Genomic DNA, 13,887 nt, shown 5'->3' on the forward strand with positions numbered 1-13,887 from the left:
CGACAATCATCTAAAAGTGTGTTTAACAAGTTCCGTGGGTTTAAGTCCCCCGGTTCCATAACCGACAAGTTTTGTGTTGAGGTCAAATCCCCATTACAAAACTTAATTACGCGCTTCGTAGCGTAAAGTCTGCGGCATAGCTTCGCTTAGAGCGAGTCCGCGATAGCGTTAGCGAGGTACGAGCGTCAGTGATAGCGTAGCGTAAAGCCTGCGGCATAGCTTCGCTTAGAGCGAGTCATCGAGCGTCAGCGTAAAGCCTACGGCATAGCTTCGCTTAGAGCGACACAGGAGCGTCGCGTCATTACGAATTACGAATTACGAATTATTTAACTCCATTAGTCACAATTTAAAAGTAAGTGAATTTTGTCAATACGTCTTTGAGTAGAAATAAATCTTTTTCCTGCTTATAGAGGTGATTTGTAATGCGTCAGAAAAAATCAGTGATTCTTGAAGCAGTTCATGAAACAGCAAAAGACCTACACAAAGCTGGGCTAATGAATCAAACTACATTGCGCGAATTTGAACACCTATGTTTACCTCCTATTGAGCCTTTAGAACCATTACAAATTAAAGAAATACGGGAATCATCTCAAGTAAGTCAAGCTGTTTTTGCACGTATTTTGAATATAAGTCCTTCAACAGTTCAAAAATGGGAAATAGGACAAAAACGGCCTAGTGGAGCATCTCTTAAGCTACTGCACTTGATAAAGAATCGTGGGTTAAATAGTGTGCTGTATTAAAAACCCCAAACTAAGAAAATCCCGTCCCTAATTTCTTACTTTTATAGTTACAGAATATCAGACACACCATGATGTTGAGATAAATCCATCAAATTTGCCAATTTATAAACAATTCGCGCACCAACATTACCATCCCATTCGGCATCACCAACTTCGCAAAGGTCAAAACCAATAATTTGGCGATCGCTTTTTACCAATTCCCGTATTAAACAAAAAGCTTGCTCTAATTCGAGTCCACCAGGAACGGGTGTACCTGTATTTTGACAAAGTTTGGGATCAAGTCCATCGATATCAAAGCTAATATAAACATATTCAGGTAAATGGCTGATAATTTCTCGACATAATTCTATCCAAGTTGTCCCAGAATATAGCTTTTGTTTAATCACTGGGTCATAATAATCAATAATGCGATCGTGAGATTGGTTAATGATTTGTACTTCATCATGACAAATATCACGTATGCCCACCTGCACTAATTTAGATATTTGTGGTAGCTTCATCGCATTAAACATAATAGATGCATGGGAAAATTTAAATCCCTCATAAGCATCACGTAAATCTGCATGTGCATCAATGTGCAAAATTCCGTAATTAGGATATCGAGTTGCTAATGCTTGCAAATAACCCAAAGGTGAACTGTGATCACCACCAATAACTGCAACCCGCTTCCCACGATTAATTGCTTGCTGGCAATTTTCAAACAACCATTCATTCACTTGTTCACAAGCGTGATTAATTTCTCTTAAAACAGGTGTTAAATCTGGTGGTTGTGTGAGTGATTTACCTTCTGCTAATCGGGTAATAATTTTTGCTGCCAGTGTACGATAATATTGATTTTTTTCTAAAATCTCCCCAGAGATTTCCATCATAAAAATTCCTTGTTTCCACCCATCAGGATGATCGAAATCAAATAAATCTAGTTGAGTCGAAGCATCTAAAATTCGCTGTGGCCCTTTAGCAGTACCTGCACCATAGGAAACGGTGACTTCCCACGGTACGCCAAAAACAATGAGGTTGGCAGACTCGTAATCGAACGGCAAACCTAAAAGGTTGCCATTAATTTCACCGACACCGCTGGGATTGTAGTTTTGTAGTTGATTGCTCATTGATCATCTTGGGAATTTATGTGTACAAATAAAATGAAGCTTGTTGATATTTGCAATTATAGTAGAGACGAGCTTTGCGATCGCTATCCTCAAAGCCTGAAGATATCGTATCGCTAACAAGGTCAAGATGCCTGCGAACCAGCCCTCTTTTTTTACGAGTCATCAATTGAGTCTCCCCAATTTTTCCCACAATCCCTAAGTGCCATCAAGAAAACCAGTAGACATCACTCCCAAAGGTTAAAAGGTTCAGCTTTGGTATCAGTTGGCTATATCGACACGACTAGACGACTTGATGATTTTATACTCAATCAAACTCATAGGAAACATAATTCCCCGCTTTTTGGTAGGAGGATTTAGTGTGTTAAATACTCTGTCCCAAAATCCTTGAATGCCATAGTTTCCCTTAAAGCAAGTGTGATGAAGATCATGAAAATCTGAGGGAATAAGTAATATTGATAAAGAACTATGACCTTCCAAATTATAAATATTACCTATAATGCTCCATGCACAGAGTTGAGTAATATCATACCCAAATATGAAGATAGGCAAAACATCAGTAATGGTAACAATAATATATTCAATCAGACTCTTATGTCCAGCAACAAAACTTGATGAATCACGAAACTCATGATGTTTCAGATGGATTTTCAGCAAAAATCTTGTGTGAAAGAGCCAATGAGCAACGTAAAAACAGAAATCAGCAGCAACTATTCTCATCAAAAACCATCCCAGGTTTAAGAGTAAACCATTTCCTCTGTGAACCTCCGGTGCTAGATATAGAATAACTAATGCTGATATGAACGCTTTGATTTCTCCTGTAATGATTCCCTGCACAGTAAATGAGGGAAATGGTTGATTTTTTACATGCTTAACTCTGACAATTAGTTTTTCTTTTAAAAAGTCGTTGCTTTTAATTAGTTTTTCGATGATAATACCAATACTATAAAATGAGATAGAACCAACGAGCCAGTATAATAACACCTGCGCGAGCAAGTTGAGTTCAATATTCTTTAATAGCCAATAAAATACCTGTTGAACAAGTGTGCAACTGATAGCAATCTTGAGATAAAATTCAATCTCAACGCAGAAATCGAAAAAATTTTGAATTTTCATCGCTCGTAATATTGGTATATTTTCAGTTACCAAGAGATTAACCAACTGAGAAACTTTGAGGTATCCTGTTAGTCATAATTAATTAAAATAGCAGGTTGTTAGATATCTTACAAAAACAGGGAGTAGGGAGTAGGGAGTGGGGAGTAGGGATACAAAAACATTAAAAACTGTCTTTTGTGGGTTATTGCCCACTGTTAGGAAAAGATTTGTGCCGAGATTGCTTGCAACGAGGCACAATGCGTCCTGACTTCAATCCCACGCCTTAAGGCGTGGATTCCCTACTCCCTACTCCCACATCACCACTCCCTCTGAATGCTGTATTGAAGATGTAAATGATCATAAAATCTACGTAATTTTACTATATGTGTCGTAAATCACATTTTTGTATGTTTTTAATCGCTGACAAATTAAAATAGTGCATTAAAAACTCTTGTGAGATGAACGTCTCGCTATACATGGCGGGTAAGATACCCGCCCCACAAGAAAATTTATTGCAACATTGAGGCTTGCTATGTTCCCTTTCCTAAATAGATAATTTATTTTGCACGACTACTTATGTCTCGTCTTTTGAGAAAATTGATGAAGACGATCGCAAATAGTTGCGATAATGGCAGGTAAGAAAAAAATGTCAGAGAATTTAAAAAGCCGAGCTATAACCCAAGGTGTGCAACGATCGCCTAATCGAGCCATGCTGCGTGCTGTTGGTTTTAAAGATGAGGATTTCACTAAAGCTATTGTAGGTATTGCCAACGGCTACAGTACGATTACGCCCTGTAATATGGGGATTAATCAACTAGCGCTCGTTGCAGAGGTTGGTATTAAAAATGCTGGGGCGATGCCGCAGGTGTTCGGCACAATTACTATCAGTGACGGAATTTCCATGGGAACTGAAGGGATGAAATATTCCCTAGTCTCACGGGAGGTGATTGCCGACTCGATTGAAACCGCCTGTACTGGGCAAAGCATGGATGGAGTGTTGGCGATTGGTGGTTGTGATAAAAATATGCCAGGGGCAATGCTGGCGATCGCCCGCATGAATATTCCTGCTATCTTCGTTTACGGTGGCACAATTAAACCCGGACATTACAACGGCCGAGACTTAACTGTGGTAAGTTCTTTTGAAGCTGTTGGGCAATACAGTGCTGGGAAAATTGATGAAAAAGAATTATTAGAAGTCGAAAGCCGTGCTTGTCCTGGTGCGGGTTCCTGTGGAGGAATGTTCACAGCCAACACGATGTCTTCTGCTTTTGAAGCGCTGGGAATGAGTTTGCCTTACTCCTCAACCATGGCGGCGGAAGATGCCGAAAAGGCCGACAGTACAGAAAAATCGGCATTTGTTTTAGTCGAAGCGATTCGCAACCAAATCTTACCCAGGCAAATTATCACACGCAAATCCATCGAGAATGCTATTTCGGTGATTATGGCTGTGGGTGGTTCGACAAATGCCGTGTTACACTTTTTGGCGATCGCTCGTGCTGCTAATATCAAGCTAACTTTAGATGACTTTGAAACTATCCGCGCCCGTGTCCCAGTGTTGTGCGATTTGAAACCAAGCGGTAGGTATGTAGCCACTGATTTACACAAAGCTGGTGGTATTCCGCAAGTCATGAAGATGCTACTCGCGCATGATTTGTTACATGGTGATTGCCTGACAATCAGCGGTCAAACTGTTGCAGAAATCCTAGCAGATATACCAGACGAGCCTGATAGCAATCAAGATGTCATCCGTCCTTGGCATAACCCGATGTATTCTCAAGGACACTTAGCCATCCTCAAAGGTAATTTAGCTACAGAGGGTGCTGTAGCTAAAATTACCGGAGTTAAAAAGCCGATAATTACCGGCCCAGCGCGGGTATTTGAGTCAGAGGAATCTTGTTTAGATGCGATTTTGGCGGGTAAGATTCAAGCTGGCGACATCATCGTCATTCGTTACGAAGGGCCAAGAGGTGGCCCTGGAATGCGAGAAATGTTAGCCCCTACCTCAGCAATTATTGGTGCTGGGTTGGGTGATGCGGTGGGGTTAATTACCGACGGCAGATTTTCCGGTGGTACTTACGGCATGGTAGTTGGTCACGTTGCACCCGAAGCAGCAGTTGGAGGGGCGATCGCTCTTGTCGAAGAAGGCGATAGTATTACCATTGATGCCCCTGCCCGCTTGTTGCAGTTGAATATCTCTCAAGAAGAATTAGCGAATCGTCGTGCCAACTGGCAACCTCCCACACCGCGTTACACCAAAGGAGTATTGGCGAAATATGCCAAATTAGTCTCCTCTAGTAGTGTCGGTGCTGTAACGGATCTGGACTTGTTTTGATGTGGGGACTGGGGAGACGCGGAGAATAACCAATGACAAATGAAAAATAGACATCTGGGGAAATTAATTCTGCGTTACCCGAAACCCTTGTAGAGACGCTTCAAAAGCGCGTCTCTACATTCATTAGACTTCTTGCAAAAATACTTGAACCGTCAGAGACTCAAGTCTCTGCCTAATAGCAAAAGTCCGTTGAAACGGACTAAAAATACTGTTATTAGTCGGTTGAAACCGACTTGAGTTATCAGCCAGAAAATTTATTTTCTGGCGAGTATCCGACTTTTGCAAGAGGTCTATTGTCTATTCGGTCAAATCGTCATAAAAACGTTTTGCCCTGGGAATTTTGCGATAGTGGTGTAATTGATCAGCTTTAATTGGCTGTTGCTGTAAAGCAGCGTTATCTGACCAACCCAAATCTTTGAGGATTCTTCGGGCTGCAACTTCGCCTGTTCGACAACCGCCTTCCATATACCCTTGGTAGGACAGAGAACAGTGTTCGCCAGCAAAAAATAGATTACCTACACGCTTTTGTTCAGCTCCGGCTATGCTTGTCCATTGTCCTACTAAATAGCAAGCATAGGAGCCTCGTGTGTATTGCTGTCCAGGCCAATAAGCACGAATGGCTTCACCTTGGCGTAAGTTTGCAATTCCAGGAAAAATTTGATCTAGTTGTGGTAGCAGTGTTTGGGCTTGAGATGCTGCTGAACCGTTGCCCAAAGATAAACCTTGTTGACCACCAGTAAAGTTAGTAATTAAACCTTTGGTGCCTTTTTGGTAGCGACTGGCTTCCCAGGTGTTTTGAAAGCCTGTATCAGTAAATGTTGATCCTGTGGAATTATATTGAGTGCGCCACAATCGTTGTTGATAGGCTGTAATTAATTTCGCATTTGTGCCATATCCTAATTCGGCGATCGCTTTGTGTTTGATTGCTGGTAAATTGACATTGAGCGCTACTAAACGCAAGGTGCTAAAAGGCAGTGTCAGCAAGATTCTTTCATAGTTGCGCTCAAAGGTTCTATACCCACACCGTAAACTGACTCGATAACGACCATCAGGACGGATATATATAGCTTCTAATTCTGTTTCGGTTTCTATTGCATTTGCTAAGGTATTCGCTAATAAACGGGGTACTTGGTCGTTGCCACCACGAATGGTGTAACGTTCGTCGCTTTCACCGTAGACTGAGAATGTATCGGTGTTAGTACCAATCAAAAATAATAGATTCAAACAGGATTGTTCAGTTGCTTCTCGACCATATTCGGTAGTGTAAGCAAACTTGAGCATTTCTTGCAGAATGGGATTAATTTGTGCCTGTTCTACATACTCTGCAATGGAGGTATGATCTAAAGCGAAAGCGGCTTGATTGTAAGAGCGATAAGTGACATCTCCGTCTCCAATGGCAGCTAAATCATCCTCAATCTTCTGTGCTAAAGGAATAAAGTAATTAATAATTTCTAGTTCGGGGATTTTGCGTCCTTGGAAGTACCAGATTTCCGACACTAAATCTTGATCAGTGGCGAGTAGATCGACTATTGTTAAACCCAGTTCTTGAGCAAGCGATCGCAATTTCCGATGATCTGTATCAATAAATTCTCCACCTGTTTCCACAGTCACACCAGTATTTGCGGCATTAGCTAAACTCCGCATCCGACCACCAACGCGATTTCTGGCCTCGATAATGTCTACAGGAACCCCAGCTTGACGTAAGCGATAGGCAGCAGTCAAACCAGCAATTCCCGCACCTACTACCAGCACTTTGGGAATTGTGGCAAAAGCTTTAGAATTATGTCCGTGATGCCAGGTAACAGTAGCCAATGCACTTGCTAATCCCAAACCCCCATACAGAAAGCGACGCCGAGTGGTTCTTTGTTTTAAGATATCAACTATCTCATCCGTGGGAATACCTGTTTTGAGCGATGCGATCGCAATTTTATAAGCACGTTGCAAAGACACCATTAGCCCAGACTTAGCCATTAATAGCACCTCAATTGCTGCTAATTTTCAAATAATATTAATAATTGCAGGTTGAAACGATTTTTTTGATGAAGTAATGAAAAGAACATATGAAAACTAAGCAAATTCCTCCTGGCAGCTTCGGTATACCTATATTAGGTGAGACACTTGCTTTTCTTTTCGACCGAGATTTTATCAAAAAGCGCTATCGTAAGTACGGATCTATTTTTAAAACTCATTTAATTGGTAGACCAACCGTGGTGATGGTAGGGCCAAAAGCAGTTGATTTCGTTCTTTCTAGCCACATGGATTATTTTTCTTGGCGTGAGGGATGGCCTAATAATTTCAAAATATTGTTAGGAGAATCGCTGTTTCTGCAAGATGGAGAAGAACATCGCAAAAATCGCCGCTTGATGATGCCAGCCTTGCATGGGGCAGCATTAGCAAACTATGTCTCCACAATGGAAGATATTACTTGTACTTATTTGAAAAAATGGGAAAACAAACAGGAGTTTACCTGGCACAAGGAGTTTAAACAACTGACGTTTGATATTGCCAGTCAACTTTTACTAGGTACTAGTCCTGGTGATGAATGTGTGCGTCTTAGCCAGTTATTTACAAATCTCACAAATGGGCTGTTTGCTATTAATACGCTGCCATTACCATTTACTCAATATGGCAAAGCCATAGCAGCTCGCAATAAAATCTTAGAACATTTGACAAAAGTTGTCAGAGAACGCCAGCAAAACCCCACAAAAGATACTCTAAGTTTGTTAATCCAAGCTAAAGATGAAGAAGGTAATAGTTTAAGTGAAAAAGAACTTATTGCCCAAGCTGTACTATTACTCTTTGCTGGGCATGAAACTACTACATCGATGCTAACTTGGTTGTGTGCAGAGTTAGCCCGTCATCCAGAAGTAATGCAACGCGCCAGAGAAGAACAATTACAACTAGCAAGTAAAAGTAATTTAAATTTAGAACAATTGGGACAAATGCCCTATTTAGATCAGATTTTATTAGAGATTGAAAGATTGCATCAACCTGTTGGAGGTGGGTTTCGTGGTGTAATTAAAGACTTTGAATTTGATGGCTTTCATGTTCTTGCTGGTTGGCAATTGTTATATTCAATTCTCATGACTCACAAGCTAGAGGAAATTTACCCAGAACCAGAACGTTTTGATCCTGAACGTTTCAATCCCCAGCGTCAAGAACACAAACAGTATCCTTTTAGCTTAATTGGTTTTGGTGGTGGGTCGCGCCTTTGTATCGGCATAGCCTTTGCCAAAATGGAAATGAAAATTATTGCTGCTCATCTTCTACGCAGCTATTATTGGGAGATATTGCCCAATCAAAGTTTAGAAACAGTATATTTTCCTTCAAATCGTCCTCAAGATGGGTTGCGAGTTCGATTTCAAATTAGGTAAAGTTTGTTATCAACAAAAGTAAAGGTTTAAAACCCAGCCCACAAGTGGCACGAAAGAATTTTGGTATTGTAATGCTTTATTTATTCCCAATCCTCTCTCATGACACCTCCAATCAATATAAATTTACCCCCAGAAGTTTTACAACGCTGGCAAACTGCGAGAGATTTTGTTAATCAAAACGTTAGCTCTCTAACTAATTCTGCACAGCAAGTTGGGGAGACTTGGCAGCAAACCGCAACTCAAGCAACTGATAGGGCAATTGATAGAGTAACGACAACCTTAGAAAATGGTTGGCAAACAGCCGAGCAAATTCAAAATACCACATCGACAGTAGTTCAAGGTGCAGTTGCATCATCTGTTAATGATTGGCTAACACAACACCCTGGATTATTTCGATTAGTGCAAATATTAGGCTGGACAACTAATCATCCTATTATTAGTTTAGTAATTTTGCTTGTTGTCTTGGCTGTAATTTGGAGTATTATCAAAGCAATTGTCCGTTTAATTGAAACGGCTAGTTGGTCAATACTACAAGTGCCATTCAAATTAATTTTGACTTTCATCAAAGTTAGCTTTGTCTCTTTGACGAAAGTTGGTAGATTTACTATTCAACGGCTAACAAATACTAAAATAACTGATAGCTTGCCAGCTTTAATACCCGCGACTACTTCAGAAATAGACCGAGATAAACAACAACGACTAGCAGAAATTTCTAGCCGTTTAGCAGCTATTCAACAAGAACAGAATCAGCTTTTACAAGAAGCAGCAGACTTGATTGATTCACAGACAATTGAGGTGGAAATTGCCAAAATTAAACCGCTAAAAACTGTTGAATCATATCTTGACTGAGTTCGCTAGTTGAGCCAGAGGCAACAATACCACCTTTTTGCATGGCGTCCACAAATCGATGCGATCGCTTCGGCAGAAATAGAATCAAGAACCTGTTTTAGCTTATGTCTTAATTGCTCTAAATGGGTGCAATGTTCTCAAGACAATTCGTACTTAATTCTTGTGTCATCTATATTAACCTTCAACCGTGTTCATTTCTTTGCTTGTATTACTTGTAAACTACCACCTGCATATAAAGTTGGCTGTTCTACATCAAACCCAGTTTCTATTAACAACCGAGGCAAATCTGTTTTCAGCAATTGCCAAGCTGTTTCCGTTTCAAACAACAGTAAAAATAACGACACACCAGGCCAAAATATCGGATTAGTGGGGGCATGAAAATCTACCAATACGAATACTCCACCCGGCTTTAATACTCGATACACCTCCTTGAGAATTTGCTGTAATTGTTCAGGCTGCATTTCATGTAACGCTGCACTGGTATGCACTACATCAAACAAATTGTCTACAAATGGCATATTTTCTGCAAAAGCTTCTACATACGAAGCTGCGGGTACATTTTGCCGCGCCCGTTGCAAAGACAATGGTGATGCATCTAAACCTGTTACATTTTGTGAATATTTCACTAAAAAGTGCGTCGCTTGCCCACTACCACAACATAAATCTAAAACCTGAGTATCTGAGTCAATCGTTAAGCCTTGCAAAGCTAATTGTCGAAAACGGGCTTCACCACCTACACTTATAGCTGCTAAACGGGCGATCGCATCATACAACCACTGATAACGGTAACTCCAATCTCTTAAAATTGTGGCCATTGCATCTTTCCTTGCTATTAAGCTTTATATTTAATAAAGATATATTGTTAACATTAGTAAAAAAACTGAAAAGATTGGGGGAAAGTAACTGCTATGGGTCGTGTAGGCGTATTATTACTCAATCTCGGGGGCCCCGATAAGTTAGATGACGTTGGGCCATTTTTGTATAACCTGTTTTCTGATCCGGAAATTATTCGCCTACCGTTTCGTTGGTTACAAAAGCCCCTAGCTTGGTTCATTGCCTCGCGGCGAACCAGAACATCTCAAGAAAACTATAAGCAAATTGGCGGTGGTTCGCCATTACGGCGGATTACAGAAGCTCAGGGCGAAGCACTTAAAGAACAGTTGGGTTATTTGGGTCAAGAAGCCAATATCTACGTAGGAATGCGCTATTGGCATCCGTATACTGAAGAAGCGATCGCTCTGCTCACTCAAGACAACATCGAGCGTTTGGTGATTCTACCACTGTATCCCCAATTCTCGATCAGCACTAGCGGTTCCAGCTTCCGGCTTTTAGAAAAACTTTGGCAAGAAGATGCGAAACTTCAGCGCATTGACTATACCGTTATTCCCTCATGGTATAAACAACCAGGCTATCTCCAAGCAATGGCGGAACTGATAGCTCAGGAACTAGATCAATTTCCTCATCCCGATGAGGTTCATATTTTCTTTAGCGCCCATGGTGTTCCCAAAAGCTATGTAGAAGAAGCGGGAGACCCTTACCAGCAAGAAATTGAGGATTGTACTGCTTTGATTATGCAGACACTCAATCGACCCAATGCTCACACCCTAGCCTATCAAAGTCGCGTCGGGCCAGTTGAATGGCTGCAACCTTATACAGAGGATGCGCTTAAAGAACTAGGCGCACGAGGCGTAAAAGATTTGGTTGTCGTGCCTATCAGTTTCGTCTCAGAACACATTGAGACACTACAAGAAATTGATATTGAGTACCGAGAAGTAGCCGAAGAGTCAGGAATTCATAACTTTCGGCGCGTGCCTGCTCCCAACACCCATCCAGTATTTATTCAAGCACTAGCAGACTTAGTGATTGATGCGCTGAAAAAACCCAGTTTCAAGCTTTCCCAAGCTGCCCAGATGAAGAAAAGAGTAAAAATGTATCCCCAAGAGCGTTGGGAGTGGGGTATGACTACTAGTGCGGAAGTCTGGAATGGTCGAATTGCCATGCTAGGCTTCATTGCCTTAATTATTGAACTGATTACCGGTCAAGGTTTATTGCACATGATTGGTATTTTGCACTAGGGGGAATGGGGAAGAGGCTGGGGGTGAGGGGGACGTCCCCATCTCTTATGGGTAGGTTTTTTAGATTTCGCGTTTTGGTTGACGCGGGGACGCGGGGACACGGTGAGACATAAAAATTTCTCCCTTGTCCCCCTTCGGGTGACGCTCGCAAGCTCGCTCTAAGCGAAGCTATGCCGCAGGCTTTACGCTGCGCTAACGCAGTCGCCTGCGGAGGGAAACCCTCCTTTACTCGCTGTCTCACCGCGTCTCCCTATCTCCGCGTCAGCCAAATCATAAGTCTTTAAACGGACATGATATAATTCCTAAATTCCCAGCCTCTGATAGATATCTTCTAAATGCCGTAGATGCTGCTGGGGATCAAAACATGTCTCAAGTTCTGCTGGGGACAATTTTTGAGTGACGCGCGGATCTTTGTTAATCAAGTCCTGAAAATTGCCTTCTGGCTTGTTCCATGCAGCATGAGCGTTTTCTTGCACCATCGCATAAGCTTCTTCTCGGCTAAGTCCTTTATCTACTAACGCGAGTAGCACTTTCTGGCTAAATACTACACCACCATAACAGTTGAGATTTCGCTCCATGTTCTCTGGATAAACCAACAAGTTTTTCACTAACTCGGTGATTTCATGCAACATGAAGTGGGTTAAAATGCAAGCATCTGGTAAGATTACCCGCTCTACAGAACTGTGGGAAATATCTCGTTCATGCCAGAGTGCGACATTTTCTAAAGCTGCGCCGGCGTGACTTCTGACGAGTCGGGCCATTCCTGTTAGCCGTTCAGAACGGATGGGGTTACGCTTGTGCGGCATGGCACTAGAGCCTTTTTGACCTTTGGCGAAGTATTCTTCTACTTCGAGAACGTCTGTTTTTTGCAGATTGCGAATTTCTACTGCAAAGCGTTCGATTGATGCCGCTACTAGAGCTAATTGTTGGACATAATCGGCATGACGATCGCGGGAAATAACTTGTGTGGAGGCGGTATCGGGTTGGAGTCCGAGTTTTTGGCAAGCGATCGCTTCTACACGCGGTTCTACATTGGCATAGGTTCCCACGGCGCCGGAAATCTTGCCCACAGCGATAGTTGTATGGAGAATTCTCAGGCGTTCTTGGTGACGTAACACTTCCGCTAACCATCCAGCTAGCTTAAAGCCAAAGGTAATTGGTTCGGCATGAATACCGTGCGATCGACCAATCATCACCGTATGACGGTGTTCCTGTGCTTTTTGGCGAATTGCTTGAATCAAGTCTTCTAGGCGTTGCAATAACACATCTAAACTAGCAACTAATTGCAGTGCTAAAGCCGTATCCAGCACATCTGAACTAGTTAAACCCAAATGAATATAGCGTCCTGCTTCACCTACATATTCATTGACGTTTGTCAAGAAAGCAATCACATCATGGCGGACTTCAGCTTCAATTTCTAGCACCCGTTTGGGGTCAAAATCTGCCTTTGCCTTAATTTCCTCCACTGCACTAGATGGAATGTAACCTAGTTCAGCCTGAGCCTCACAAACAGCAATTTCTACTTGCAGCCAGGTTTTTAACTTGTAGGCTTCACTCCAAAGATTACCCATTTCGGGCAAAGTATAACGCTCAATCACAGTCCGCCACAAAATACAACCGTCATATTTTAGTCTAAACTGTTTGCTGGTTTAAGAGGAAGTTTGAAAAGTCTTGGACGAATAGAATGAGATTGAAAGGATTTGACACTCCCTGGGCTAAAGCCACAGGGATTCTTGGTTCAACGAGTCCACTTAGATTAAACCCCTTGCGGTATCTAAAAAAGAGGTGGTTCTCTCCACGCCATTTGCTTCAAGTCGGCAAAGCCGCCCAACGCACTGGCTCCCAAGCGTTGACTTTCCGAGTGCCCCTCGGTAGCGCCTGAAGTCCGAAAAACGCAACTACGTTGCTGTTTGTCAAGGGTTTTCGGCATTTTCCTTATAAATTGAAGTTTGGAATTGAATAGGAGATTTTTAGATGACCAACGCTGATCAACCAATCGAAGAGAGGTTAATCAATATTGAAACTCAATTAGAGGATTTGGGTGACGAATTAGATCTACTGAGGACAATCCAAAATGCCAATAGACGGGAACTCCGCACTGTATCTCAAACATCTGCACGACTTGAACGCGCAATTAACCAGCTTGCTGATCTCTCCCGTCTTCAGGCACTAGAAGCCCAGCGCGATCGCACAGTGTTTCAAGCTGAGATTCGGCGTATTTGGGAATACCTACTGCAACAAGGCGGTAACGGCAACACTCCGCCTAGTAACTAAAAACTTCTAACTAAAAAATATCCTATCGCTTTGGGGAGCAGGGAA

General features: G+C 42.0%; 14 protein-coding genes and 1 pseudogene. 6 read left to right on the forward strand and 9 right to left on the reverse strand.

Annotation, left to right across the window (positions count from 1 at the left end):
• The first annotated feature begins 422 nt into the window (after positions 1–422).
• Positions 423–740, forward strand: a complete 318-nt coding sequence (locus tag AC5JMF_RS27635; RefSeq protein WP_495798910.1) for a helix-turn-helix domain-containing protein — start codon at positions 423–425, stop codon at positions 738–740.
• Positions 741–787: 47 nt separating this feature from the next.
• Here the strand turns inward: AC5JMF_RS27635 and speB are convergent, their stop codons facing one another.
• The 3 genes from speB to AC5JMF_RS27650 all read right to left on the reverse strand — a co-directional run bounded on the left by speB (position 788) and on the right by AC5JMF_RS27650 (position 2,959).
• Positions 788–1,846, reverse strand: coding sequence for an agmatinase SpeB (gene speB / locus AC5JMF_RS27640; protein ID WP_495798911.1), 1,059 nt, complete (start codon positions 1,844–1,846; stop codon positions 788–790).
• Between the two features lie 16 nt (positions 1,847–1,862).
• The gene (locus AC5JMF_RS27645) at positions 1,863–2,009 is read right to left on the reverse strand and encodes a hypothetical protein (RefSeq protein ID WP_495798912.1); all 147 of its coding nucleotides are present in this window, start codon (positions 2,007–2,009) and stop codon (positions 1,863–1,865) included.
• A 95-nt stretch (positions 2,010–2,104) separates the two neighbouring features.
• The gene (locus AC5JMF_RS27650) at positions 2,105–2,959 is read right to left on the reverse strand and encodes a sterol desaturase family protein (RefSeq protein ID WP_495798913.1); all 855 of its coding nucleotides are present in this window, start codon (positions 2,957–2,959) and stop codon (positions 2,105–2,107) included.
• A 625-nt stretch (positions 2,960–3,584) separates the two neighbouring features.
• Here AC5JMF_RS27650 and ilvD point away from each other — a divergent pair.
• Positions 3,585–5,270, forward strand: a complete 1,686-nt coding sequence (gene ilvD / locus AC5JMF_RS27655; RefSeq protein WP_495798914.1) for a dihydroxy-acid dehydratase — start codon at positions 3,585–3,587, stop codon at positions 5,268–5,270.
• Between the two features lie 123 nt (positions 5,271–5,393).
• On the opposite strand, the gene AC5JMF_RS27660 is transcribed toward ilvD, so the two are convergent.
• Together AC5JMF_RS27660 and AC5JMF_RS27665 are read right to left on the reverse strand one after the other, a co-directional pair.
• The gene (locus AC5JMF_RS27660; RefSeq protein ID WP_495794220.1) at positions 5,394–5,555 is read right to left on the reverse strand and encodes a hypothetical protein; all 162 of its coding nucleotides are present in this window, start codon (positions 5,553–5,555) and stop codon (positions 5,394–5,396) included.
• Positions 5,556–5,567: 12 nt separating this feature from the next.
• Complete coding sequence (locus AC5JMF_RS27665) at positions 5,568–7,241, reverse strand: flavin monoamine oxidase family protein (protein WP_495798915.1); 1,674 nt, start codon at positions 7,239–7,241, stop codon at positions 5,568–5,570.
• An 89-nt stretch (positions 7,242–7,330) separates the two neighbouring features.
• Here AC5JMF_RS27665 and AC5JMF_RS27670 point away from each other — a divergent pair, with 89 nt between their 5' ends.
• Complete coding sequence (locus AC5JMF_RS27670; RefSeq protein WP_495798916.1) at positions 7,331–8,644, forward strand: cytochrome P450; 1,314 nt, start codon at positions 7,331–7,333, stop codon at positions 8,642–8,644.
• Between the two features lie 99 nt (positions 8,645–8,743).
• Positions 8,744–9,493: a hypothetical protein gene (locus AC5JMF_RS27675; RefSeq protein WP_495798917.1), complete on the forward strand. Its 750-nt coding sequence runs from the start codon at positions 8,744–8,746 to the stop codon at positions 9,491–9,493.
• Here AC5JMF_RS27675 and AC5JMF_RS27680 read toward each other — a convergent pair.
• Positions 9,456–9,539 (reverse strand): annotated as a pseudogene (locus AC5JMF_RS27680) (ABC transporter ATP-binding protein); the annotation flags it as partial. The gene AC5JMF_RS27675 and the pseudogene AC5JMF_RS27680 sit on opposite strands and share 38 nt — an antisense overlap.
• Positions 9,540–9,684: 145 nt before the next feature.
• A complete protein-coding gene (locus AC5JMF_RS27685; protein WP_495798918.1) occupies positions 9,685–10,308 on the reverse strand; it encodes a class I SAM-dependent methyltransferase in 624 nt (207 codons plus the stop codon).
• A 93-nt stretch (positions 10,309–10,401) separates the two neighbouring features.
• Between AC5JMF_RS27685 and hemH the strand changes: the two genes are divergently transcribed.
• Positions 10,402–11,568, forward strand: coding sequence for a ferrochelatase (gene hemH / locus AC5JMF_RS27690; RefSeq protein ID WP_495798919.1), 1,167 nt, complete (start codon positions 10,402–10,404; stop codon positions 11,566–11,568).
• 302 nt (positions 11,569–11,870) lie between these two features.
• On the opposite strand, the gene purB is transcribed toward hemH, so the two are convergent.
• Both purB and AC5JMF_RS27700 read right to left on the reverse strand, forming a co-directional pair.
• Complete coding sequence (purB, locus tag AC5JMF_RS27695; protein ID WP_495798978.1) at positions 11,871–13,166, reverse strand: adenylosuccinate lyase; 1,296 nt, start codon at positions 13,164–13,166, stop codon at positions 11,871–11,873.
• Between the two features lie 176 nt (positions 13,167–13,342).
• A complete protein-coding gene (locus AC5JMF_RS27700) occupies positions 13,343–13,498 on the reverse strand; it encodes a hypothetical protein (RefSeq protein WP_495798920.1) in 156 nt (51 codons plus the stop codon).
• Between the two features lie 44 nt (positions 13,499–13,542).
• Between AC5JMF_RS27700 and AC5JMF_RS27705 the strand changes: the two genes are divergently transcribed.
• Entirely contained in the window at positions 13,543–13,842 is a 300-nt protein-coding gene (locus tag AC5JMF_RS27705) for a hypothetical protein (RefSeq protein ID WP_495798921.1), read from the forward strand.
• The last annotated feature ends 45 nt before the right edge of the window (positions 13,843–13,887 follow it).

This window comes from Desmonostoc vinosum (assembly GCF_059505385.1).